Source organism: Pontibacter aydingkolensis (assembly GCF_019443125.1).
Taxonomy (GTDB): Bacteria; Bacteroidota; Bacteroidia; order Cytophagales; family Hymenobacteraceae; genus Pontibacter; species Pontibacter aydingkolensis.
On sequence record NZ_JAHYXK010000003.1, the window covers coordinates 52,971 to 76,665 of the forward strand.

At 44.8% G+C, this 23,695-nt stretch carries 20 protein-coding genes; 11 read left to right on the top strand and 9 right to left on the bottom strand.

The features are described from left to right. Position 1: 1 nt before the first annotated feature. The 3 genes from K0O23_RS04780 to K0O23_RS04790 form a co-directional block, all read right to left on the bottom strand. The gene (locus tag K0O23_RS04780; RefSeq protein WP_219876261.1) at positions 2–1,231 is read right to left on the bottom strand and encodes a 3-phosphoshikimate 1-carboxyvinyltransferase; all 1,230 of its coding nucleotides are present in this window, start codon (positions 1,229–1,231) and stop codon (positions 2–4) included. Continuing rightward, positions 1,228–2,265, bottom strand: coding sequence for a 3-dehydroquinate synthase (gene aroB / locus K0O23_RS04785; RefSeq protein WP_219876262.1), 1,038 nt, complete (start codon positions 2,263–2,265; stop codon positions 1,228–1,230). The genes K0O23_RS04780 and aroB overlap by 4 nt, the downstream gene beginning before the upstream one ends. A 164-nt stretch (positions 2,266–2,429) precedes the next feature. Then, positions 2,430–3,521: a bifunctional 3-deoxy-7-phosphoheptulonate synthase/chorismate mutase type II gene (locus K0O23_RS04790; RefSeq protein WP_219876263.1), complete on the bottom strand. Its 1,092-nt coding sequence runs from the start codon at positions 3,519–3,521 to the stop codon at positions 2,430–2,432. A 248-nt stretch (positions 3,522–3,769) separates the two neighbouring features. Between K0O23_RS04790 and K0O23_RS04795 the strand changes: the two genes are divergently transcribed. After that, a complete protein-coding gene (locus K0O23_RS04795) occupies positions 3,770–4,954 on the top strand; it encodes a proline dehydrogenase family protein (protein ID WP_219876264.1) in 1,185 nt (394 codons plus the stop codon). Between the two features lie 152 nt (positions 4,955–5,106). Here K0O23_RS04795 and K0O23_RS04800 read toward each other — a convergent pair whose 3' ends face one another. After that, positions 5,107–5,298 (bottom strand): hypothetical protein, encoded by a 192-nt coding sequence (locus tag K0O23_RS04800; protein ID WP_187067582.1) that lies wholly within the window; start codon positions 5,296–5,298, stop codon positions 5,107–5,109. A gap of 145 nt (positions 5,299–5,443) precedes the next feature. Here K0O23_RS04800 and K0O23_RS04805 point away from each other — a divergent pair, with 145 nt between their 5' ends. From K0O23_RS04805 to K0O23_RS04835, 7 genes are all read left to right on the top strand, one after another. Continuing rightward, a complete protein-coding gene (locus tag K0O23_RS04805) occupies positions 5,444–6,016 on the top strand; it encodes an RNA polymerase sigma factor (protein WP_219876265.1) in 573 nt (190 codons plus the stop codon). Positions 6,017–6,062: 46 nt separating this feature from the next. After that, on the top strand, positions 6,063–7,148 hold the full coding sequence (locus tag K0O23_RS04810) for a S1C family serine protease (RefSeq protein WP_219876266.1): 1,086 nt from the start codon (positions 6,063–6,065) through the stop codon (positions 7,146–7,148). A 154-nt stretch (positions 7,149–7,302) separates the two neighbouring features. Then, positions 7,303–7,965, top strand: a complete 663-nt coding sequence (locus K0O23_RS04815; RefSeq protein WP_219876267.1) for a fasciclin domain-containing protein — start codon at positions 7,303–7,305, stop codon at positions 7,963–7,965. Positions 7,966–8,084: 119 nt separating this feature from the next. Then, the gene (locus tag K0O23_RS04820; RefSeq protein ID WP_219876268.1) at positions 8,085–8,777 is read left to right on the top strand and encodes a fasciclin domain-containing protein; all 693 of its coding nucleotides are present in this window, start codon (positions 8,085–8,087) and stop codon (positions 8,775–8,777) included. A gap of 127 nt (positions 8,778–8,904) precedes the next feature. Next, the gene (locus K0O23_RS04825; RefSeq protein WP_219876269.1) at positions 8,905–9,549 is read left to right on the top strand and encodes a fasciclin domain-containing protein; all 645 of its coding nucleotides are present in this window, start codon (positions 8,905–8,907) and stop codon (positions 9,547–9,549) included. Positions 9,550–9,734: 185 nt separating this feature from the next. After that, positions 9,735–10,274: a hypothetical protein gene (locus K0O23_RS04830; RefSeq protein WP_394371680.1), complete on the top strand. Its 540-nt coding sequence runs from the start codon at positions 9,735–9,737 to the stop codon at positions 10,272–10,274. A 164-nt stretch (positions 10,275–10,438) separates the two neighbouring features. After that, positions 10,439–11,053 carry a DUF4142 domain-containing protein gene (locus K0O23_RS04835; protein ID WP_219876270.1) on the top strand — a complete coding sequence of 205 codons (615 nt, stop codon included), beginning with the start codon at positions 10,439–10,441 and terminating at the stop codon, positions 11,051–11,053. Positions 11,054–11,081: 28 nt separating this feature from the next. On the opposite strand, the gene K0O23_RS04840 is transcribed toward K0O23_RS04835, so the two are convergent. Next, positions 11,082–11,639: an arylesterase gene (locus K0O23_RS04840; protein ID WP_219876271.1), complete on the bottom strand. Its 558-nt coding sequence runs from the start codon at positions 11,637–11,639 to the stop codon at positions 11,082–11,084. Positions 11,640–11,734: 95 nt separating this feature from the next. Continuing rightward, positions 11,735–12,187, bottom strand: coding sequence for a ferritin-like domain-containing protein (locus K0O23_RS04845; protein WP_219876272.1), 453 nt, complete (start codon positions 12,185–12,187; stop codon positions 11,735–11,737). 265 nt (positions 12,188–12,452) lie between these two features. On the opposite strand from K0O23_RS04845, the gene K0O23_RS04850 reads away from it, so the two are divergent. Together K0O23_RS04850 and ggt are read left to right on the top strand one after the other, a co-directional pair. Beyond that, positions 12,453–14,561 (top strand): carboxy terminal-processing peptidase, encoded by a 2,109-nt coding sequence (locus K0O23_RS04850; RefSeq protein ID WP_219876273.1) that lies wholly within the window; start codon positions 12,453–12,455, stop codon positions 14,559–14,561. Between the two features lie 250 nt (positions 14,562–14,811). Then, entirely contained in the window at positions 14,812–16,401 is a 1,590-nt protein-coding gene (ggt, locus tag K0O23_RS04855; protein WP_219876519.1) for a gamma-glutamyltransferase, read from the top strand. 124 nt (positions 16,402–16,525) lie between these two features. On the opposite strand, the gene K0O23_RS04860 is transcribed toward ggt, so the two are convergent. The 3 genes from K0O23_RS04860 to K0O23_RS04870 form a co-directional block, all read right to left on the bottom strand. Beyond that, positions 16,526–19,519: an endonuclease/exonuclease/phosphatase family protein gene (locus K0O23_RS04860; protein WP_219876274.1), complete on the bottom strand. Its 2,994-nt coding sequence runs from the start codon at positions 19,517–19,519 to the stop codon at positions 16,526–16,528. A 392-nt stretch (positions 19,520–19,911) separates the two neighbouring features. Next, entirely contained in the window at positions 19,912–20,931 is a 1,020-nt protein-coding gene (locus K0O23_RS04865) for a T9SS type A sorting domain-containing protein (RefSeq protein WP_219876275.1), read from the bottom strand. Between the two features lie 195 nt (positions 20,932–21,126). Further along, positions 21,127–22,284, bottom strand: coding sequence for a trans-sulfuration enzyme family protein (locus K0O23_RS04870; RefSeq protein ID WP_219876276.1), 1,158 nt, complete (start codon positions 22,282–22,284; stop codon positions 21,127–21,129). 301 nt (positions 22,285–22,585) lie between these two features. On the opposite strand from K0O23_RS04870, the gene K0O23_RS04875 reads away from it, so the two are divergent. Next, positions 22,586–23,614, top strand: a complete 1,029-nt coding sequence (locus K0O23_RS04875) for a hypothetical protein (protein ID WP_219876277.1) — start codon at positions 22,586–22,588, stop codon at positions 23,612–23,614. Positions 23,615–23,695 lie beyond the last annotated feature (81 nt).

Genomic DNA, 23,695 nt, shown 5'->3' on the forward strand with positions numbered 1-23,695 from the left:
TTTAATCGTTATACTTTATATTAAACCCAGCTTTTTCCAGGTCTTCCCAAAATCTTGGATACGACTTTCTGACAACACTAGGTTCTTGAATCTCAACGGGAGCAAGCAAGGAAAGCGGGGCAAAAGCCATAGCCATGCGGTGGTCCTGGTACGTGCGAAAATTGAGACTCTTTTTAGTGATGATTCCCGGTTGTACCCTAAATACTCCGGGTGTTACCTCCTCCATTCTAGATCCCATCCCCAGCAATTCTATCTGCAACGCCTGAATCCGATCTGTTTCTTTAATGCGCAGACTTTCAAGGCCTGTCATCTCCAGGGTTACACCAAGCGCGGCGCTAAGGGCAACCACCGTCTGAGCCAGATCGGGGCAATCGGAGAAATCGTAGAGCAGGTGCTTTTCGTGCCGCTTTTTAATCAGGTTGACTCCCTCGCTGGTAAAGGTGGTGTACACGCCAAGGTGCTGCATAATGTCTGCCACAGCGCTATCTCCCTGAAACGAGTTTTCTTTTGGCCCCAGAAGGGTAACATCAGCCTCTTTGGCCAAAGCCACCATACTGTACCAATAACTAGCCGCCGACCAGTCTGACTCCACGTGAAAGCTCGCTGGTTTATACTTTTGATGCGGAACAGTAATGGTATTGCCCTTAAAAGTAGCCTCTGCGCCAAAGTGCCGCATAATGGAAAGCGTCATGTCGATATAGGGCTTCGAGCCGATCTTGCCTTCCAGCTCCAACGCTAAACCATCCGGAAGCAGAGGCGCTATCATCAACAAAGCTGAAATGTACTGGCTACTGATATCGGAGCGTATTTTAAGCTGCTTTTTACCATTGCCCTTAAAAGTGTCTATCTTTAAGGGAGGATACCCTTCTTCGCCGAGATAATTTATACTTGCTCCAAGCTCACGCAAAGCATCCACTAACACTTTTATAGGCCGCTGGCACATACGATCTGTACCGGTTAAAACTTTCTGCTGGCCAGTAACGGCATAATAAGCTGTTAAAAACCGCATTACCGTGCCGGCATCCTCAGCATCTATGGTGTCATCATCGCTTTTAAGCAGGCGCTGTAGCAGCTGTGTATCGTTGGCTTCGGATAAATTATGTAGTTCTGCTGTTCCTCCGGATAAAGTTGAAATAATAAGCGCACGGTTAGCCTCGCTTTTGGAGGCCGGCAACTTTATACTTGTGTGTAAAACACCTGTAGGGTGCGTTAGGGTAAGGCTTTTACTCATATAAGGGTATAGTAACGTAACGACTCCACTATTTGCTGCACCGTCACAGGCTGGTTGTACACCGCCTCTCCAATTCCGCTAAGCAATGTACAGTTAATGGTAGTACGTGTATTTTTTTTATCCTGCAGGGCAAGCTGGGCTATACTTTGAATATCGGCCTCGCTTAGCTGCACTTTCTCGTAAACTGACACTAAAAATGTTTCAATTTTATCCAGCTCTTCCTGCTGCAACAGTTTATGGTTAACCGATAACCAGGCTTCGCAAAGCATGCCTAACGCCACTGCCTCGCCGTGAAGAAGTTCCCGCCCCGGTTTTTCAAGCAGATAGCTTTCTACAGCATGCCCAACCGTATGGCCAAAGTTAAGTACCTTACGGTAACCGCCCTCCAATGGGTCTGCCTCCACTACCTTGGACTTTATACTTACCGAGTGGCGAATAAGGTCCTCCCAGTCTTCGGTAAATAAACCCACATGGCGCTGTGTCTGGAAAGCATCTGCATCGGCAATTAACCAATGTTTAATGATCTCGGCATAGCCTGACTTAAGCTGCTTTGGTGGTAACGTTTGCAAAAAGGCAGGGTTGATGAATACAGCTTGTGGTTCTTGGTATACGCCAATGTGGTTTTTAAGGCCATGGAAATCAATACCGGTTTTACCGCCTACGCTGGCATCTACCTGTGCAAGTAAGGTAGTAGGCACCTGCACAAAGTATAAACCGCGTTTAAAAACAGCCGCACAAAAACCACCCATGTCTCCGATTACGCCACCACCAAGATTTACAAGTACCGCCCACCGGTCCAGGTTAAGCTCCGTCATGCGTTGCCAGATGTGCTCGCAGGTTTGCAGTGTTTTGTGTTCTTCGCCACTTTTTACCTGAATAAGGTCATGCTCGGACAAGTATGGCTTTATAGCCGGATAGCAGTGGTACAGCGTATTTTCATCAACAAGCACAACCACCTTGCTAAAAGCACGGTTCCGCAAAAAGTCCGACAGATCCTGTAGCACGTCCTGCCCAATGTATATAGCTTCGTTCATAAGACCACAGATTAAAACCGGTGATTAAGGATATTTTATAGATTTAAATTGATTAGGAAATCTATAAAATATCCTTAACCCATTTAATTCCCGGCGCATTCAAGGTTTATATTTTATTTTATCTAATCAGGAAATCATACTTAATACCGGTCAAATCCCTTTAATCACCGGTCCTCGTTTAGTATCTGAGTTTGCTTGCGGATAGATTCCACGTGGATTAGCTTGTAAAGCTCAGCTACAAAATCAGGGTTAATGCCTGCTTCCTCAGCCCACTCAACACGACTCCTGAAAATCTCTTTCCAGCGTTCCAGCTGCAGCACCTGCACGTTATTCTGCTTTTTATACTCTCCTATCTGCTCTACAAGCGCCATGCGTTTAGCCAGTGCGGCAATTATATCATGGTCGGCAGCATCTATTTGCAGACGCAGTTCTTCGGCACGGTTTTCCAGCTCCGCATCATCGTAAGCGGTTTTGCGCACCTGCAGTCTTTCAAGTATATCTTTCAGGGCGTTTGGTGTTACCTGCTGCTCTGCATCGCTTAAGGCATTTTCCGGGTCCGGGTGCGTTTCTATCATTACACCGTCATAACCTAAATCCAGCGCTTTCTGCGATACCGCAAAAATCAGGTCCCGGTTACCGGCTATATGGCTTGGGTCTACAATAATAGGCAGGCTCTGGAAACGAGCCTTCAACTCTATCGGAATTTGCCACACCGGTACATTTCTATACTTTGACTTTTGATAAGATGAAAACCCGCGGTGTATGGCTGCCAGATCGGTAACGCCAGCATTATAAATACGCTCTAATGCGCCAATCCAAAGCGCCAGATCAGGGTTTATAGGATTCTTAACCATAACCGGCACCTGTACGCCCTGCAAAGCATCGGCAATTTCCTGTACGGCAAAAGGGTTAACTGTAGTGCGGGCCCCGATCCAGAGAGCATCAATACCATACTTTAACGCTTCCTCCACGTGTCTTGCATTGGCAACCTCTGTAGTTACTTTTAAGCCAAGTTCCTGCTTTACCCGGCTCAGCCATTCCAGTCCTTTATACCCTACACCCTCAAATGTATTTGGCCTGGAGCGCGGCTTCCAGATACCTGCCCTGAACATATGTACATCCTGTTTTGCAAGTGCCTGTGCTGTAAGCATAACCTGCGCTTCGCTTTCTGCACTACAAGGTCCGGCAATAATTAAGGGGCCTTGCTCCTTTACACGCAGCTTCGTAAAAAAAGACTCTTTATTATTAAACTTCATCCTTAACTCTAATTCCTGTAAAGTTAACCTTTGTTTAGACAAATGACTACTGATTACGTATATCTGACGCTCAAACGTATTATGGACAAAATCATAGTTTGCAAGATGTGGCTGTTCCGTATACTGAACACGTAGGCAGACACAACTGTTTCTGGTTTGGGATTTGAGCAAATAAAGCCGTAATTGCTCCCTTAAATGGTTGTGAACTATACCCGAAGCAGTATCTTTGCAGCGCAAAATTTTCTTACATGAACCCGATTACCAAAGTATCTTTCGATGATACAGCCGTTGCGTTCTCATCGAAATCCGACGCCGAATTATACAAAATGTACCTGCTGTTTAAATCAATGAACAGCAACAACTTTGTAAAAGTAGGCGGCAGCCTTCTTAACATGGCAATAAACCTGCATCTGCCGGTTAAGTTTCTGATCAAGCCAACCATCTTTAATCACTTCTGCGGTGGCGAAACAATAGAAGAATCTGAGAGGGCTATTAAACAACTGAGTAAGTATAACATCGGCACCATCCTGGATTACTCTGTAGAAGGAGAAGGCAATGAGAAAAGCTTTGACGCTACCCGCGACGAACTGCTGCGTGCCATCGAAAAAGCCCATGGCAATAAGAACATTCCTTTTGCGGTTTTTAAGATTACAGGCCTGATCGACATTAACCTGCTGGAGAAGGTACAGAAGCAGCAAGAGCTTTCTGCGGATGAGCGTGCTGCCTTTGAGCGCGGGCGTGATCGTGTAAACGAGATCTGTAAAAGATGTTACCAGAGAGATGTGCGTGTTTTTGTGGACGCAGAGGAAAGCTGGATACAGGACACCATCGATAACCTGACATATGAGATGATGGAGCTTTACAATAAAGAGAAGGCCAACATCTACAACACATACCAACTTTACCGCCACGACCGCCTGGATGTACTACAGCGCGACCATGAAAATGCGATAAAGAACGGGTATTACCTGGGTGCTAAGTTAGTGCGCGGCGCCTACATGGAAAAAGAGCGTAAGCGTGCCCAGCAGGAAGGATACCCAAGCCCGATAAACCCAACCAAGCAGGCCTCTGATGAACTGTTCGACAATGCACTGCGCTTTTGCATGGAGCACCTCGACAGGGTCTCGCTTTGCAACGGCACCCATAACGAAGAGAGTTGTTATTTGCTTATGGAGTTGATGGACAAGTATAATGTTGCTCCGAATGACCCGCATGTATACTTTGCACAATTGTATGGCATGAGTGATAACCTGTCTTATAACCTGGCAAACGCCGGTTACAATGTAGCCAAGTACGTACCTTACGGACCAGTTAGAGAAGTAATGCCATACTTGCTGCGTAGGGCAAACGAGAACACTGCTATCGCAGGCCAGAGCAGCCGTGAGTTCCAGCTTATAAAAAGCGAGATAGAGCGCCGCAATAAGAAGAAATGATCAGAAGGGCCAGTTACAAGCTGGCCTTTTTAATTAGGCATCAACTCTAATAATAACATAAACGCCATAAAAAAAGCAGGACCTCGCACTTAAGTACGAGGTCCTGCCTTGTGTTTCGAACTATAAGCTATTCGCTGAAGTTCTTGCTTTAATTACTGTACTGGAGCAACAGTAGTGTCAGCCTCAACAGCAGTAGTGTCTTCTACTACAGTCTCTTCCACAACTGGAGTTTCTTCAACAACTTCAGTCTCAACTGCTTCAGTTTCAGTAGTTGCTTCTTCGTTGTTGCAAGCTGTGAAAGAAAGAGCAAGAGCTACGATAGCGAAAGTGAATAAATTTTTCATTTTGTGTTTGTGTTTAAGTGTTTTGGTTTCGATTTTGGAACTTTATACCGGAACCGTAGATAGGTAACCCGACTTTTTAAAAAATTTAAAAATATTTTTTTTGTGGGTTACAATCCTGCCTTTAATGTATTAAAAATTGACTGGAATGAAGAAGAGTTTGTATGAGACGGATGAGGCGGTGATAGAAGGCATCCGGCGCGACGACGAGCGCGCGCTGGCTTATCTGTACAAACTTTATTTCCCGATGATCTCTCATTTTATTTTGAGCAACAGCGGAACCGACGACGAGGCCAAGGACATTTACCAGGAAGGCGTTATCGTGTTCTATGAAAAAACAAGAGATAACAGCCTGGAACTTAGCTGCCAGATAAAAACGTACCTGTACTCTGTCTGCAGAAGGCTATGGCTGAAAAGACTGGCTGAAAAAGGACGCTACGCCTCTAAACTGGAAGAAACAGACAGTTTTGTGCAGGTTGAGGAAGACACCAGTCAGCACGAGGAGCAGGAAAGGCAGTTTGGCGTGATGGGTGAGGCGCTTGGCCAACTGGGGGAACCCTGCCGCTCTTTATTAGAGGATTATTACATTAATACTCAAAGCATGCAGGTAATTACGGAGAAGTTTGGTTACACCAACTCTGATACCGCTAAAAACCAAAAGTATAAATGCCTGCAACGCCTTAAAAAGATATTTTTTGCCACCTATAAGCCAGGTGTTTAATATAAGCTTAAATAATAACGAGGCTTTTGGCCATATTTAAACAAAGATGTTAGAGTACCGCGCTTACGAACAGATTGAACGCTACCTGAACGGAGAAATGGCAATAGAGGAGCAGCAGGCTTTTGAGGCTTTGTTGCATACTGATGTGCGCCTTGCCGAGCAAGTACGTGAGCACAAGCAACTGCTCGATTCCATGCAAAAGTATGGCAGGCGACAGGCGCTGAAACAGCAGTTACAAAATATTCATGCAGATATGGAGGCTGAAACCATGCAGGCCTCGCCAGGCGCCTGGAAAGTATTCTGGAACCGCCACATGCAAACTGTTGCCGTTGCCGCAAGCGTATCTTTATTATCTGTTTTCGGTACACTTTGGAGTGTACAACAACTAAAGGCACCAGTACAGCAACAAACAGCGCGCTACGTAGAGCTTCGCCGTGAAGTAGAGCGCCTCAAAAAAACACAAACAGCTATTATCAATGGTATAAATGACGCCTCTAAACCAGCACCCCGCGCGGCTGCATTTAGCGGAACCGGCTTTGCTATTTCTGCTGACGGCTACCTGGTTACCAGTTCGCACGTAGTGGAAGGCGCCGACTCTATCATGATCGAGAACAAAGCTGGTTTAAAGTATAAAGTAAGCGAAGTATACCGCGACGAAATTCATGACCTGTCTATACTTAAGGTTTCAGACCCTGCCTTTTCTGGTTTCGGTAAGCTGCCTTATACTTTTAAAACAAACGAGTCTGATCTTGGCGAGAAGGTTTTCACGTTAGGCTACCCGCGCGAAGACATCGTTTTCGGCGAAGGCTCCCTTAGCTCCGGTTCCGGCTTTGAAGGCGACACAACCTCTTATCAGGTTTCTATACCATTAAACCCAGGCAACAGCGGCGGCCCCTTACTCGACGACAAAGGCAACCTGATCGGTGTTATCAGTGGTAAACAGGCAGGTCAGGAAGGTGCAGCTTTTGCAGTTAAGTCGGCTTACCTGTTGCAAATGATTCACGAATTGCCGGCTTCTACTACTATGGCGCCCATGTCTCTTTCTAAGCATAATTCACTTTTAGGAGTTTCGAGACCTCAACAGCTAAAAAAACTAAAAGACTACGTTTTTGTGGTTAAGGTCTATAATTGATCTGTCAACATACTTTTCTTCTTAGTAAACTTATGTTTCCGCTATATTCCTTGAGAGCCCTTACAAGGATTTAGGCTAACATTTTCTTGCTATTTCAGTTAAACAATAGGTGTATGGATTATTTAACTTACACTATGAACCAGAAATACAAGCTATGAAAAAGAGATTATTAACACCGGTTATTGCAGTTGCAATAGTATCTTGTTCACTATTCGGCTGCGCAGGGTCCAGTGAGACCACAGCCATGGAATCTACTACCATGAGCGAAACGCAAACAATGGCTGGCGATACCGAGATGGAGACAACTACCTCTCCTGCCCTATCTGTTACAAACGAGGAGGAATATGATGAGATGTTTACCAATGTTGATGATACAAAGCAATATGATCTCATTTCCTTAGCCAAAATCAGCCCTAACTTATCAACTTTTGCCACCCTGGCAGAAACAGCAGGCATAGCCAACGCACTTACCGCGGATGGTAAATACACTATTTTTGCACCTACAAACCAGGCATTCAGTTCTATGCCAAGAGCAAAACTTGAAAGGCTTTCAAAGCCTGAGAATAAGGCTGAACTAATCAAAGTCCTTCAGCTCCACATTTTGCCTAACGAGGTGGCGTCTACCCGCCTATCAGACAACCAGCGCATTAAAGCCGGCGAGGATCAGTATATCACTATAAATGTGGATAGTAACACCCGTGCTGCTACCATAGGAGGCGCCACCATCATGCGACCTGATATAGAAGCATCTAACGGGGTTTTACACGTAATAAATGGTGTAATAACCACCACTCCTGGCACAGGTATAACCCGGTAATCACCCGAAAAGCATTTATTAAATAGCCTATACTTTGCTAATAATAAAGTGTAGTCTAAAACCTTATCCGGACAATTAAGTTGTCCGGCTGATCAATTTTTAACTTAAAATTTAGAATTATGAAAATGATAAAACCTTTAGCTGTAGCAGCCTTTGCATCTACAGCACTATTTGGTTGTGCAAGCTCTGATACTACAGCCGACACAACTACTATGAGTGAAACGCAAACCATGGCAGGTACAACGGCCGATATGGATGACGCAGAAAGTGTGGTAGTAGAAAGAGAGGTAGCTGTACCGGTTGCCACCATAACTCTTGCTACGTTATCCCTCACTAATACAGAGGATGTAAGTGATATGTTTGAGAACATAGATGATTCTGAGAAGTATAACCTGATTGAACTGGCTAAGATGAGTCCGAACCTAAGCACTTTTACTCAGTTGGCAGAAGCAGCAGGTATTTCCGATGACTTGATGCGTGATGGAGACTTTACACTTTTTGCACCGACAAACGAAGCTTTCTCTAAGTTATCAAAAGAGGATCTGGAAATGTTGTTGCTACCGGAAAACAAAGCTAAGCTGGCTGCAGTACTGCAGACTCATGTGCTTCCTTCAAAAGTATCCTCTACTATGTTTAATAATAGCCAGCGTATTACATTGGCAAACAACAGATACATACCTGTTAGTGTAGATAATAATGTTATCTCGTTAGGAGGCGCCACTGTACAGGTTTCTAACGTAGAAGCATCTAATGGTTACATACACGTTGTGGACAGCGTAATCATACCTAGCCAGGATGCAATAGACAAATAAGTAAGCGATCAACAAGATTAGATATTAAAGGCTCTTCCTCTGCAGGGAGGGCTTTTTTTTATGTGAAATACCCCTGAACATAAGTTTACCGTAGTAAAAGCTTAAAAGACATAACTCTAATAAGACTATGAAAACAAAACATGGATATCCACTTTTTATAATTGCTATAGCCTCAATGTCACTGCTGGGGTGTGCCAGTTCTGATACTAATACAGATACAACCACAGGCACTACACTGGAAAGCGAAATAAAGGAAGACACCTCAGGTTCTAAGAAGGCAATGGACCCAGACACAGATATGACGGCAGAAGATACTACAGATACTAATGTATCGGCCAGCAATCAGATTGGCAGGGAGATGAACATAGTTGCACTTGTACAGCAGAATCCAAATCTGTCTACCTTTCTGGAACTTATAAAGGCGGCGAACATGATCGTAACTTTAGAAAGTCCTGCACCCTACACCGTGTTCGCTCCCACAAACCAGGCTTTTGCAGCATTACCAGCAGGTACAGTAGAAGCCTTTAAACAACCTGGCAACGAGCTGGAACTAAGGCGGCTGATACAGTCCCATATTCTTCCTAACAGAATTACCTCAGCAGATATACGTGATAATATGCCAATGAAGACAGCCCAGGGAGAAGAGGTGATTGCAAGGAGAAAAGGACAAACTTTTACGGTGGGTGGAGCCACAGTATTAACTGCTGATGTAAATGCATCGAATGGTGTGGTGCACATAATAGACAAGGTACTTGTGCCGCCAAAAGAATAAGCATTAAGAGCAGGACTTAGGCGGCTACTGAACTGATACTTATGCTAGGTATTAAGTACTATGGCCACATTCAGTACTGCTTTCCTATCGTAACTAAAAGCATTTGGAGCCGTTATTATAAACCAACAGCAAAAAAACAATAGCTGTTATATTTCTATAATTGATCAAAACAATAAATAAAAGCTATGATGGACAAAAGAGATAACGATGGCATGATGACTGCCATGTTCCGTGACAGAGAAAGCGCAGAACGTGCATATAACGAATTGCGCGCACGCGGATACGATAAAGATGATATTAACGTAGTGATGTCGGATAAAGCCCGTGATCGCCACTTTGGTGATGACGTTGATGAGCGTGGCGATACAGAATTAGGTAACAAATCATTGGAGGGTACTGGCGCAGGTTCTGCTATTGGTGGTACTTTAGGCGCTATTATTGGTGCAGTTGCGGCTATTGGTACTTCGATTGCGATACCAGGCTTAGGACTGGTGGTTGCTGGTCCGTTGGCAGCTGGTTTAGCCGGTGCAGGCGCAGGTGGATTAACTGGTGGCTTAATTGGTGCCCTAGTAGGCGCAGGCATACCTGAAGAGCGTGCCAAAGTATACGAAACAGGCATTAAAGAAGGTAATATAGTACTTGGCTTTAAACCTCATAATGCAGAAGATGCGCGCTACTTTGAGTCGCATTTCCAGAAGCATAGAGGCGAACACATCTATTACTAAGCTTCGGCTTAAATGCTTAAAACACCTGCCCTACAATACATTAGGGCAGGTGTTTTTCATTTCAGCACTTACTGCCAACTAAACCTTACACATTGCTTAGGCAAACAATTTACGCTTGTTGCGTATGCAAATGATAGACACAATTGTATCAAACAAATAAACCTATGAAAAAATACCTGATAGGCGTAATTTGCCTCACTTTCCTGTCTGGATTGCCAGCCTGCGATTCTGGTAGTAACGGCCAAGCTAACGGTACCACAGAAACCGCTGCAGACTCAACCTTAACAGAAGAAAGGCAGGAACTGCTTGCCTATACATCACGCCACATGATGCTGCAAAAAGAACTTGCCTCACTGGCACAACAAAGAGCTCAGACTGACAGCTTAAAGCGCTACGCTCAGGATCTCAATAACTGGGCTACTATAAAACTAAATGAGCTTAAGGACCTGGAGCAACAATACAGTTTATCATTACCACAACAGCTAACAGAGGACGAACAGGAATACCTTGAGAAGCCACGTGAAACTGAAGCTGACAAGTTTGATGCAGAGCTTTGGGATAATCTTGTAAAGGCTCAGAAAGACGCGATTAAACACATCGACGATAATTCAAAAGACATTGAACAGACAGATGCCACGGCTTTTGCCATTTGGGAACGCAATACCTTAAAAGAATTAAGAGCCCGTATGGAGCAGGCCGCAGCTTATGAGCTGGAACTTAAAAACCGCAGCGACAGAGGTGGCATTTCAAAACCAATAGTAGAGGATATAAATAATTAACTTAAGGGCAGTAGAACAGCTGACTTTTTCATGGCTCAAGCATATCTTTAAGTACATCCCAGGTATGCTTAGCCAGTATTTTTTGCCCTTCAGCGTTTGGGTGCAAACCATCAGGCAGGTTAAGATGCTGCATGCCGGCCACACCCTCCAGCAAAAATGGCACAAAAGCAATGTTGTTTGTAAGTGCCAGCTCTCTGAAAAGTTTTCTGAACTCTGCAGCATAACGGCCAGGCACAATGTCTGGAATTTCCATACCGGAAAGTATAATTTTTGCTTCTGGGTAGTGCAGTTTTACTTTGTCAATTATCTTCTGCAGGTTTTGCGTTGTTTCGCGGGTTGGTATACCTCTAATTCCATCATTGGCTCCCAGGGCCAGCACAAAAATATCTATTGGTTGCGACAGCCACCTATCTAATCTGTACAGTCCCCCGGAGGATGTATCGCCGCTAAGCCCTGCATTTAGAACAGTGTACCGGGTGTATCCTTCTTCGCTCAATTTTTTCTGTATCAGGCTCGGATAAGCCTGTGCAGCAGGCAAGCCATACCCTGCAGTTAAGCTGTCTCCTAAAAACAATATATTCTTCATGCTACAAAAAGTATAAGGCAAACTGCAAAGCATAGATTTTTAAATAAAAAAAGGGCTGCCTTATCCAGGCAACCCTCTTTTTATTTACTATTTAATTAGTCAGCAGAGTCTTTCATCTGGCGCAGGCGCTCACAAGTAGCCATAGAGGCATTCTTTTGCTTTTCAACCATCTGCACCACGTTTGGTGGTAATTCACCTCTATGGTCCAGCGCATCGTTATAGGCTTTCTGCGCCCACTCCTCGCCGTAGATATTTGATTCTATAACAGATTCTTCGTCGCTGCCTGTAACTGTGTTCTTAACATCCATCCAGCCACGGTAAATTTTACCTTTAGCAGTTGTGCCTGATTCTGTAGTACCGCCCATGCTGCTAATTGTACTGTTAATCTCGTTAGAGAACTTAGAACTCTGGTTTACCAGGTCGTTGTAGTATGATTGGTGCGCAGGGTCCTTTGTTAGTTTAGCTGCATGTTTGTAACCTTCAATTCTATCGTTTACAAACTGGTTTAACTCCTGTAAAACATCTACTGCTTTTTCATTATTATTCATAGCTTTTAAATTTTGTTTCTATAATCGGAAACGAAAAAAACAAGCGTATAGTTATAATATTCGTATACCGCCACCGTATGGTATAGATAAACAGGCCGTTTGTCTGAATAATAGTGCAACCTGTATAAAGGCTGCGGCCTGGCTTATGATTTGATTTCTAATTGTGCTACATTACGCATTAATACACGCACAAATAAATTAAGATACCCGCTATAAGCGGCATCACTTTTGCACAGACTATAATAGGTTCAACTAACTTAATTAGATGCTATCATTGACAACCAGAATTAAAATAATATTGTCGGTACTTGCAGTTGTTTTACTGACAGGCTCATTTATTCTTTACAGGGCGTCGGATGTGCCTGAAGGGAAAAACGAGATCCTGATCAAGGCATTGATGCAGGGCCTTAACCAGGGCCACTACCGACCTGAGAAAATAGACGATTCTTTCTCTAAGAAAGCGTTTGGTTTATACTTAGACCGACTAGACTACAACAAGAAGTTTTTACTTGAGTCTGATGTAGCACAGTTGCGCAAGTATGAAACAGCCATTGACGATCAATTGCGTGAAGGCAGTTATGAGCTTTTTGATGTTTCTGCCGCGCTTATTGAGCAACGTGTAAAAGAGTCGGAAGCTTATTACAAAGAAATACTTGCACAGCCATTTGACTTTAACACCGATGAGTCTATAGAGTTGGAGAGCAAAAAGCTTAAGTATGCTAAAGACAAAGCCGGCCTGAAAGAAGAATGGCGCAAGCAGTTAAAGTACCAGGCACTTGTACGACTGGCCGACATGCAGAAAGACCAGGAGCAGGCTATTGCCAAAGGTGAAAAAGTTGAGAAAAAGACTTTTGAGCAGATGGAAAAAGAAGCCCGCGAAAAACTAACTAAGAACTATAAAGACCTGTACGATCGTCTTTCAAAGATCAATAAGGAAGACAGACGTGCTGTGTATATCAATGCAATTGCCAATGTATATGATCCGCATACTGGTTATTTCCCTCCTAAAGCCAAGTCTGATTTTGACATTAACTTTAGCGGAAGGCTGGAAGGCATTGGAGCCTCTTTGCTTGAAGTAGACGGCCAGATAAAAGTAAACGAGATTGTACCAGGCAGCCCTTCTTACCTGCAGGGCGACCTTAAGCCTGGCGATGTTATCCAGAAAGTTGCCCAGGGCAAAGAAGAGCCGGTTATTGTAATGGGTATGCGCATCGATGATGCTATACAGCTGATACGCGGTAAAAAAGGAACAGAAGTACGCCTTACTGTTAAAAAGCCGGACGGATCCAATAAAGTAATTCCGATCGTGCGTGATGTGATTATCTTTGAAGAGACCTATGCGCAGTCTGCTATAATCGATGCTAAAGAGAAGATTGGTTATATTAAACTTCCAGGCTTTTATGCTGACTTTGAGCGCAATGGTGGCCGTAACAGTGGCGCCGATGTTAAGAAAGAAGTCGAGAAACTGAAAGCTGCCGGCATGCAAGGCCTTATACTTGACCTGCGTAATAACGGTGGTGGCTCTTTGGGCGATGCCGTAGAAATGGCGGGTCTGTTTATAGATAAAGGGCCAGTGGTGCAGGTAAAAACAGCATCCGGAAAAGCCATTGTACTTGACGACCGCGATCCTAAGGTGCAGTACGACGGACCGCTTACTATACTTGTAAACGCTAACAGTGCATCTGCCTCTGAAATTCTGGCAGCGGCTATGCAGGATTACAAACGTGCTGTAATTATTGGTAGCCCGACTTATGGCAAAGGTACTGTACAGCAGTTTTTTGAGCTTGATGAAGCACTTCCTGCGCAGTTTAATGCCTACAAACCGTTTGGCGCACTTAAGTTAACTACCCAGAAGTTTTACAGAATTAACGGTGGTACTACTCAATTGCGTGGCGTAACACCTGATATTATACTTCCGGACATGTACAGCTACATGGAGTTTGGTGAGAAGGAGCAGGAGTACCCGCTTCCGTTTGATGAGATTGCTCCGGCCAACTATAAAACCTGGATGAACAACAGGCTGAACGTAGCTAAGATACAGGCAAACAGCAAGAACAGGATCGCACAGAATAAATCATTCTCACTTATAAAAGAGAGTGGTGAGCGCCTTAAAAAGCAGTCTGAGAATACGGTTCGCTCTTTACAGTTTGCTAAGTATGTAGCCGAGGAGAAAAAAGCCGAGGCAGAGTCTAAGCGATACGAAGAAGCCCAGAAAGAAGTACCGGTGCTAAACGTTAGCCGCTTGCCTCAAGACCTTAAAGCCATTGGTACAGATACAGCACAGGTAGCCCGAAATAAGGAGTTCCTGAAGAGCCTTCGCAAAGATATTTACATCGAAGAGGCTATGGCTGTTATCCAGAGCGACCTTAAATAAGAAAGATAAATCATACTTAAAGCACCCGTTATGTTGAACATAGCGGGTGCTTTTTTTATATTACCTGCACTAATCCTCTTCTTATACTATGCAAAACCAAATAAGCCATCACACTAACCATACTTTAGCTGCCGGTACACGTAAAGTATGGCTGCTTCTGATAGCTATACTTCCTGCCTTCTTTAGCGGATGCGGTAAAACAACCAGAACCCCGGAAACCAGCCAGTTAGGCTATACTTCGGATAAAGCCATGGTGGTATCTGCCCACCCCGATGCAACAAGAATTGGCCTGGAGGTTCTCAGGAAAGGAGGCAACGCATTTGATGCAGCCATTGCTACGCAGCTGGCACTTGCTGTTGCTTTTCCGGCAGCCGGTAACCTTGGCGGCGGCGGCTTTTTAGTTTATCGCAGTGCAGACGGCAGTATCGGCTCCCTGGATTACCGCGAAATGGCACCTGCCGCAGCTACCGAAAAAATGTACCAGGATGCGCAGGGAGAAGTAATTGAAGACCTAAGCCTGTCAGGGCACCTGGCATCGGGTGTGCCGGGCAGTGTGGCCGGCATGTATGAAACACATCAGAAATTCGGTAAGTTATCGTGGTCAGAACTGGTACAGCCAGCCATAGACCTTGCCCGCAGCGGAGTGGTGTTAACTCAGAAAGAAGCCGCCGGACTCAATAACAATAGAAGCAGATTTATAGAGTATAACAAGCACCGCCCCTACCTGGCCGCAACAACTATTTGGAGTGCCGGCGACACGCTTAAGCACCCTGACCTTGCACGCACCCTGGAGCGCATCCGCGATAAGGGCCGTGATGGTTTTTACAAAGGCGAAACAGCAGACCTCATTGTAAAGGAAATGCAGCGCGGCAATGGCATTATCACGCACCAGGACCTGGAGAATTATACTTCGGAATGGCGCCAGCCGGTGGTGGGCAAGTATAAAAACTATAAAATTATTTCGATGGGGCCGCCATCGAGTGGCGGTGTGGCTTTGCTGCAGCTGTTAACGATGGTAGAGCCTTATAACCTTAGTAAGTATGGCTGGCAGAGCTCTGAGGCAATACAGCTTATGGTAGAAGCCGAACGCCGTGCCTACGCTGACCGTGCCGCTTATCTTGGTGATCCTGATTTTGTAAAAGTTCCCGTAACGCAATTACTCGACCCGGAGTACCTGAAAGACAGAATGAAATCTGTTGATCTGGCTCGCGCAACTACCTCTGTGGAAATCAAAGAAGGTGCCCTGCCTGTGTATGAATCGGAGCAGACCACGCATTTAAGTATAGTAGACGCAGCCGGTAATGCTGTATCTGTTACCACCACCCTGAACGGAAGCTATGGCTCTAAAGTAGTGGTAGAGGGTGCTGGCTTTTTACTTAACAACGAAATGGATGATTTTAGCGTGAAGCCGGGCTCACCGAATATGTATGGCTTGGTTGGCGGCAAAGCCAATGCCATTGCACCAGGCAAACGCATGCTTAGCTCCATGACGCCAACTATACTGGAAAAGGATGGCAAGCTGTTTATGGTAGTGGGCACACCGGGTGGCTCAACTATTATTACCTCTGTTTACCAGGCCATCCTGAACGTGACAGAGCATAACATGACCATGCAGCAGGCTGTTGCCGCACCACGCTTCCATCACCAGTGGCTACCCGATGAAATACAGCACGAGCCAAAAGCCATCAGCCCGGAAGTAAGGGCTGTACTACAAAGCAGAGGCTATAAACTACAGGAACGTGGCACCTATGGCCGCATAGATGCCATACTCATACTGCCAAACGGCAAACTAGAGGGCGGGGCTGACCCACGCGGAGATGACTCTGCCATGGGATACTAGAAAGTATAGCATACACCAATTTATACTTTGCCTATACTTATAACTCCCTACAACTCCAGTAGCAAGTATAAAAACAAAAGAGCCTGCCGCAAATGCGGCAGGCTCTTTTTAGTATATCCTATGCTTAGTTCTTCATTAACCTCGACTGATACACCTCGTTACCAGCATGGATCTTAATGATGTAAACACCTTTGGCCAGGCTGCTTACTTTACTGTTCAGGTTTTGGTTTGCATCATGTAGATTTCCGCTTGTCTCGAAAACTCTTCTGCCATCCACGGACCATACGCTTAAGTGTACGTTGCCCTTGGTGGCTCTATCCGGAAGCACCAGGTTTACGTAATTCGCAGTCGGGTTCGGGTATACTTTAAACTGACCTTTTGTGGCATCGGCAATACCTGTTGTGTTGTCGGTACTCAGGTAAAAACGTGCCGACACCGGTAAATGATCCGAAGTTGTCGTTCTGAAATTCGCAACACTTTCCAGTAATTGCGACTCGATCATGGTGGAGTTGGCAATGTACTCATCTTCCAGCGCCTTGTTAATGATTAGGTGGTCCAGAAAGCTATTAAACGAGCCAGACTCATAGGTAGCAGCGCCAGTCAGGCTCAGGCTGTATGTAAGGGTTATAAAGTTGTTATCCGATACGAATGTATTGAAAGAGGATGGCTGATTTGTGCCCACAACTGATACATCCACATCATCGTTGTAATCGCCAAGTATGATCAGGTTCGTATTGGCATACTGCGCGTTCAGAGAGTCCTTAAGTACCCGGGCATCATATACACGCCTGTTGTAATCTTCTGTAGGGTTAGTTGTGTTGGCTTTGGCGTGTATATTTACAACATTGTATAGCTGTTTAACACCGTCTATATCTGCCTCAAACTGCACCATGTACGGCAGGCGGCCACTTGCCCATAATAAAGAGCTGCTACCAGGGTAATCAGTTAATGTAGTTCTGCCGGCTCTGATATCCTCGTACAGCTTAGAAAGTATTACCTTCTCTTTTTTAACCGTAACAACTTCCGGCTTGTACAAGAAAGCTACTTTCTGCTCAGAACTGGCCTGCCACGACATGGTCATACTTTCGTAGGCGTAGCCAATTTCGGTGGCAAGTGCACGAAGCTTGTTTTCGTCTACAATCTCCTGCACACCTATAATATCAGCATTAAGATCTTGAATTACCTTTTTAGCATTCTCATATTGCAAGTCTTCGTTTGTAGGGCCACTGCTGGTAGACCCGAACCACTCTATGTTCCAGGTAACTACATCAAGTGTTTTGGCTTTAAGTATAGATGAGCCGGATAGCTGCCCGCGCGCTACAGAAGGGCTGGTGCCACTTGTAAAGCTAACAGGGCCTGCGTTCATGGCCACAGCCGTAAGTGGCTTAAAACGCACATAAACTGTGTTGTTGCCGGCAGCTTCTGCCGGAGTATAGGTTAATGCAGTGGCAAATGCAGTTCCGTCTTTAGATAGTTCGAAGTTAGCTGGTGCTGCTACGATTACATCCTCTGTAAAACCTCCTGCCTGAAAAGTAAACTGCTGCGCTGCAGTAGTGTTCCCTACAGCCGTTTCTGCAAAGCTCAGCTTCACAAGGTCGGTTGTTACAAAGTTCTCTACATTCTGCACCTCAAAGTTATCCAGTGTCCAGCGGGCAGAGGCTGTTGTTGTAGAAGTATAAACAAACGCGATATAGGTATTCGCTGACTTATAGGCCGCAAGGCTCAGGTTTGCCAGTGTTTCCCAAGCGTCTACGTTGTTGGCAGGCAGTGTTAGAAGATCTGTCCAGGTGGCGGCAGCAGGATTGCCGGAGCCACTGTAATTCGTTGACACTTTAATTACCAGCCCAGCGCCGGAAAATTTGGTTCTGTAGTCTACAGACATTAACGGGATAGAGAATGCGCTGAAGTCCATGGCAGGCGAGACAAGCCAGTCTTCGTTTTCGTTGCTTGTATTTGTGTAGCCGTTCATTTGCACCCCGTTGCCATCTCTGCCAAAAGTAGTACAAGCCCAGGTTTGTGCTCCGGTTACACTGTACTGCATCCAGCCGCCAACTATGTCAGCGCCGTTTACGCAATTGTTGAAATCCTGCACGTAAGGGCTGAAAGTTAAAACAGAAACTGACAACTCTGTATCTGTGGCACCTGTACTGGTGTGCAGTATTGTTCCGCTTATAACGCCTGCAGTAGTAGGGGTTACACGAACATATACTTTAGGGTTAGACGCCAGTTCTGCAGGAGTAAACGCAATGGCGGTTGCAAAGCCACTTGTCGCTGACCTAGACACTTCAAAAGGAGCTTGAGAAGTGATGTTCAGGTTAGCTGTAAGGTTAGAAGTTGACAAAGTATAATCAGCAACTACAGGGTTGCCAACTAACGTTTCGCCAAGGTTAAGTGAGCTGGGAATAAAGATGGAAGGTGCTGTGCTGTTAGAGGCAAACTCAATCTTAAAATCATCAATCGCATAAATACCATCCGAACCCACATTGTCAGTATCTACCCATCTGATCCATAAATTGCTTCCGTTGGCCCAGTTAAGAGCTGTCAGGTCTGCAGCAATATTTGTTTTGTTTGCATCTGCGTTTCCATTAACCGGCCCTGCCGATGTCGATGATTTTAATATCTCATTCAGGTCTAAACTTGAAACGGCAGTCCAGGTAGCGTTTGCATCGTTAAGGGCTATAGCGTTTAAGCTATACTCAAACTTTACAACTTCATCGTGGTCGTTTCTGCTGCCAGATCGCCACTGCTCCATTACAGCTGATATTTTGATCAGGTTGAGCGTACTTCCGGTATTGTTTGTAAATGCAGCACCCATAGCCGGAATAGTTGTGCTGGAGGCCAAAGTACCCAAGGCACGATCAGTACCGGCACCAGCACTGTATATACCGCCAGAACTTGCACTTCCATCCGTATCTACAGGTGAAAGTACAGCCCCTGCACTGCCTGTACCTGCATAGCGTAACGCAGTCCAGCCTGAAGGAAAGCCACTGGAGAGATTATCGAAATTCTCTGTATAAGGAGATTGCTGAAGGTTTATCTGGCCCCATGCATTGCTGCTACCTAAAAAGGCACAGCAAACCAGCACAAGAGCTGTGAGCTTTTGTAATTGTTTGGTCATAATAACAAGTAACTATGAATTGGATTGATTTGCCTTGACAAGTCGGCCTGCCTGTGGTATGCGGATGATGAAACGGAAGGTATGGCCTTGTACTTTTCATTATACAAAACTAGCAACAATTACTTAATGCTTTATTAATAAAATATTAAGTATTAAGTTTTTACAATAATTTACGACTTAACACTGGAATTATCTTCTAATAACACAAGTAATCTTATAGCCTCTGTTATGGCATCTTTTCATATATTCATTAATATAGCTTTTCTAATATAGCAGGTTTTACAGAAGTATAAACCTGCTATTTGTAACTGATGTATAAGCTTAGCCACTGACCATAAAAAAAGCCTGCCACTTTAAAAGTAGCAGGCTTCTTAAATACTTTATTTGTATTACTAGTTCTTTAACAACTTAGTCTGGTATACTTCTTTACCGGCTGTTACATTCACGAAGAACATACCTTTAGATAGAGAAGACATTTTGCTGTTAAGAGACTCCTGTACCTGTGCCTGAGAACCAGTAGTCTTGAAAAGCTCTTTACCTTCTACAGACCAAACAGTAAGGCTAACTTTCTGAGAACCGATGTGGCCAGGAAGCGAGAATCTTACTTGCTGGTTCTGCATTGGGTTAGGATAGATACTGAACATGCCTTTTGTAGCGTCAGCGATGCCAGTGGTAGTAGCAGCAACCATTGTCAAACTAAAGTCATCAATAGCGTATAGTCCATCAGAGCCAAAGTTATCTGGATCGCTCCATCTAATCCAAAGCGTTGCTTCAGGCGCTAATGTTATTCCTGTTATCTGACCGCTAATATTTTGCTTATTCGCAGTAGTATTACCATCTATTGCTGCAGCTGTTGTTGTAGTTCTGTTAACCTCTAACTCTACTAAATCCATAGATGTCATTGGAACCCATGTTGCATTAGCATCATTTATACCCGTTGCATTAAGACTGTATTCAAATGCAGTAACTTCATTTCCTTCAGGAGTGTTATTTGAACCTGTTTTCCATTGCTCCATTACGGCAGCAAAATTGATAGTACCTACAGTAGCTGTTGTGCCGTTTGTGAAACCCGCACCAAATCTAACATAAGTAGAACCTGAGCTCAGGCTGCCGAATGCTCTATCTGTAGCATCAGTAGTTCCTACATTATATATCGCTCCTGAGCTTGCTGAACCATTAGTTACAACAAGATCAATCGGGCCGATTGCAGGTGGGGTACTTGAAGTACTAGTGGTATGATACCTCACAGCGCTCCAGCCATCAGGGAAAGTAGTTCCAGTAGCACCCATGCCATCAAAATTCTGGGTGTAGGTAAGAGTTGTTAAATTAACCTGAGCATTCGCCTCTGTGTTCGCCAGGAAAGCAAAGCCTAGCAGCGCAAGGGCAGAAACTTTTTGTAAATGTTTAATCATAAAAGTTTGGATTAGATTTGGTTGATTTTCATACTTCAAAAGAGATGAGTAGGCTGTAGGTAGTTAAGCTCCTGCAATAGGTAAACATCTCATTACAAATCTAACCTGATTTTTAATATTTTATGTTATCTATATATTAATTTTTTTGTGTTATAGCCTTAGTTTTCAACATCCTCCCTTAGTTAAGCGTATACTCTAGATTTGTTCCAGTGCCTGCGCAATATCTTTGATCAGGTATTCCGGGTCTTCGAGGCCAATGTAGAAGCGCACCAGGTTAAATGGCAAACTGGATTTTAAACCTCCCTCGGTATAAGAGGCAGCTATCGGGTAAATTAAAGATTCGTGTCCACCCCAGGATGCTGCCATCAGAAAATGTTGCAGTTTATCGCAGAACGCCTCTACCCTTTTTATGTCATCCGTCTTAAGCAAAACAGAGAACTGTCCTGTGTTATTGCGCAGTTGTTTTTGAGCTAATTTGTACTGCGGATGCGATGGCAGAAACGGAAAGTATACTTTCTCTACCTTCGGGTGGCTGTCCAGAAAGCTAACCACCTGCCTTGTAGAGGCTGCTATCCGCTCCATCCGGAGGGGCAGTGTTCTGAGGCCGCGTATGAGTAACCAGGCATCTTGTGGCGGAAGTATGGCACCCAGCGTCATAAATTCACGCTCAAATATCCTGTTTATACTTTCGCGGCGACCACAGATCACACCACCCATTACATCGGAGTGTCCGCCAATATACTTGGTGCAGGAGTGTACTACCAGGTCTACTCCCATCGCAATCGGGTTCTGATTTATAGGGCTGGCAAAGCTGTTGTCGATGATGGTGCTACAGTTATGTTCTTTGGCAATAGCCGCCACAGCGGCAATATCCTGCAGCTCAAAAGTATAAGAGTTGGGGCTCTCCATGTACAGCAGGCGCGTATTGTGCTTTATGGCGTTTCGGTAATTCTCCGGATCTGTGCCATCTACCATTGTTACCTCCACTCCAAATCTTGGTAAAAACTTGTTCATCAGGGCATTGGTCCAGAAGTATGGTTTTTTAACAGATACAATGTGATCTCCGGCACTAACCTGCGAAAGTATGGCCGCTGATACCGCAGCAATGCCGCTACCAAAAGCGATGGCATGCTCCGCTCCCTCAAGGGCCGCTATTTTTTTCTCCAGTATGGTTACGGTTGGGTTATTGCCGCGGGTGTACAGGTGCGCTTCGGCCTCGTTTTGTAGCATGCGCCTGAGATCTGCTACGGTGCTGGCTGCAAAATTACTCGTCTGTAGAATGGGTGGAGCAACAGCATTAAAGTATAGCTCCCGGTCTTCACCTAGCTCATTTAGTATATAAGATAGCTCCATAGTTTCTGGTATCGGTTTCCTCCTCTTACTCCTATTTTGTATCTGTTGTTTTAAATGCTTGAACCGGCCATACTTCATCTTGAACTCAGGCCACCTTTATACTTTTGCAACAGCTAAATGCTGGATTGTTGGCTATTATAACCTCCATACTTTCAACTACTTAATTCTGTATCTGCATAAAGTATAAATTGTTTTTAATAGCATGTATAAGCGCCTGATTTACAATAGTTTAAAAACATAAAACAACCTCAATTTTTAGCCACTTTTGCAACTGTAACCGCTTCAGAATTGTTTATAAAACATGAAAGAGAAAGAAGAAGATAACGTATTTCAGCTTAACCAAAACGAGCCTGTTGAGCAGGATAAAGACTGGCAAAAGTCTATCCCGGCGCAGGTGTTTCTGAACTACTTTTTCGCTATCAATTATCATTTACAGCACGGCGAAACAAGTGGTGTGGAGCAGCTGGCTTTCCTGAAAGAATCACAGGCCGAGCTTAGTGAACAAGACACAGAAAGAATAAAACGCTACCTGTTAAACTCCTGGAGCACTGAGTATGCCCTGCGTACAACAGCAGCCTTAGGTGACGAAGCCTATATGCGTAACGCACTTTACTGGACCTTCCCGCAGGCATACTATACTGTGTTCTCGGGCTTACAGGCTTTCCTGTATACGCGTGGTGTAAAGTCCAGCAACGAGGCACTTATACTTCGTGAGGCTGGCAGGCTGGTAGTTAAAAATGCTTACCCGAAGGCAATTGGCTTCTACGCATCTGGCCACTACGACGATTTTAACATTCATCGTTTGCCTTTGTCGCATTACAAGCCGGGTTTGCAGATAGCAGGCAAGGAACTGGAAGCACAGGCACAGATAGGTCAGTTTTTGCGCACTACCCGCCGCCAGAAAGCTAAAAGTATACGGCAGCAGGTACAGGCTAATTCAGCAATAGCAATCCGTAGCGCTAAAACCGGTGAGGTATTGCAGAAGTTCGGGCCACAGCACTGGCAGCAGTTAACCTGGCGCGTAGGCTATACTACGCTGTTCGACTTATTGGCGCGTTTGCGTATTTCGTCTTCGCACCGCGAGATAGATCGTTTTGTGCAGGCCGACATCGACTTTAAGCTTTTCCATGAGTCTTTACTCGAGATTGTGAGTTACCTGAACGGCATACACGAAAGTTATGTGGCACAGGCCATAGGCATACAGCAGTACGAGGCGTATGTAAAAGAACTGCCGGCTTACCTGCAAAACTCTTTTGTGGCAGCCAGGTTGCAACAGCACATCAAACCGCTTTTCGGCGACGAAGATTATCAGCTGGGGCAAGCGGCTTAAAATATACCCTTGTTTATACTTCAGACTCCTGCAGGTTTATACTTGCAGGAGTTTTTGTTTACCGGTGATGAAGGGGATTTG

Bases quoted from the DNA above. Each gene is read 5' to 3' on its own strand.
- K0O23_RS04780 (WP_219876261.1), bottom strand. From the start codon at position 1,231: ATGAGTAAAAGCCTTACCCTAACGCACCCTACAGGTGTTTTACACACA.
- aroB (WP_219876262.1), bottom strand. From the start codon at position 2,265: ATGAACGAAGCTATATACATTGGGCAGGACGTGCTACAGGATCTGTCG.
- K0O23_RS04790 (WP_219876263.1), bottom strand. From the start codon at position 3,521: ATGAAGTTTAATAATAAAGAGTCTTTTTTTACGAAGCTGCGTGTAAAG.
- K0O23_RS04795 (WP_219876264.1), top strand. From the start codon at position 3,770: ATGAACCCGATTACCAAAGTATCTTTCGATGATACAGCCGTTGCGTTC.
- K0O23_RS04800 (WP_187067582.1), bottom strand. From the start codon at position 5,298: ATGAAAAATTTATTCACTTTCGCTATCGTAGCTCTTGCTCTTTCTTTC.
- K0O23_RS04805 (WP_219876265.1), top strand. From the start codon at position 5,444: ATGAAGAAGAGTTTGTATGAGACGGATGAGGCGGTGATAGAAGGCATC.
- K0O23_RS04810 (WP_219876266.1), top strand. From the start codon at position 6,063: ATGTTAGAGTACCGCGCTTACGAACAGATTGAACGCTACCTGAACGGA.
- K0O23_RS04815 (WP_219876267.1), top strand. From the start codon at position 7,303: ATGAAAAAGAGATTATTAACACCGGTTATTGCAGTTGCAATAGTATCT.
- K0O23_RS04820 (WP_219876268.1), top strand. From the start codon at position 8,085: ATGAAAATGATAAAACCTTTAGCTGTAGCAGCCTTTGCATCTACAGCA.
- K0O23_RS04825 (WP_219876269.1), top strand. From the start codon at position 8,905: ATGAAAACAAAACATGGATATCCACTTTTTATAATTGCTATAGCCTCA.
- K0O23_RS04830 (WP_394371680.1), top strand. From the start codon at position 9,735: ATGATGGACAAAAGAGATAACGATGGCATGATGACTGCCATGTTCCGT.
- K0O23_RS04835 (WP_219876270.1), top strand. From the start codon at position 10,439: ATGAAAAAATACCTGATAGGCGTAATTTGCCTCACTTTCCTGTCTGGA.
- K0O23_RS04840 (WP_219876271.1), bottom strand. From the start codon at position 11,639: ATGAAGAATATATTGTTTTTAGGAGACAGCTTAACTGCAGGGTATGGC.
- K0O23_RS04845 (WP_219876272.1), bottom strand. From the start codon at position 12,187: ATGAATAATAATGAAAAAGCAGTAGATGTTTTACAGGAGTTAAACCAG.
- K0O23_RS04850 (WP_219876273.1), top strand. From the start codon at position 12,453: ATGCTATCATTGACAACCAGAATTAAAATAATATTGTCGGTACTTGCA.
- ggt (WP_219876519.1), top strand. From the start codon at position 14,812: ATGGTGGTATCTGCCCACCCCGATGCAACAAGAATTGGCCTGGAGGTT.
- K0O23_RS04860 (WP_219876274.1), bottom strand. From the start codon at position 19,519: ATGACCAAACAATTACAAAAGCTCACAGCTCTTGTGCTGGTTTGCTGT.
- K0O23_RS04865 (WP_219876275.1), bottom strand. From the start codon at position 20,931: ATGATTAAACATTTACAAAAAGTTTCTGCCCTTGCGCTGCTAGGCTTT.
- K0O23_RS04870 (WP_219876276.1), bottom strand. From the start codon at position 22,284: ATGGAGCTATCTTATATACTAAATGAGCTAGGTGAAGACCGGGAGCTA.
- K0O23_RS04875 (WP_219876277.1), top strand. From the start codon at position 22,586: ATGAAAGAGAAAGAAGAAGATAACGTATTTCAGCTTAACCAAAACGAG.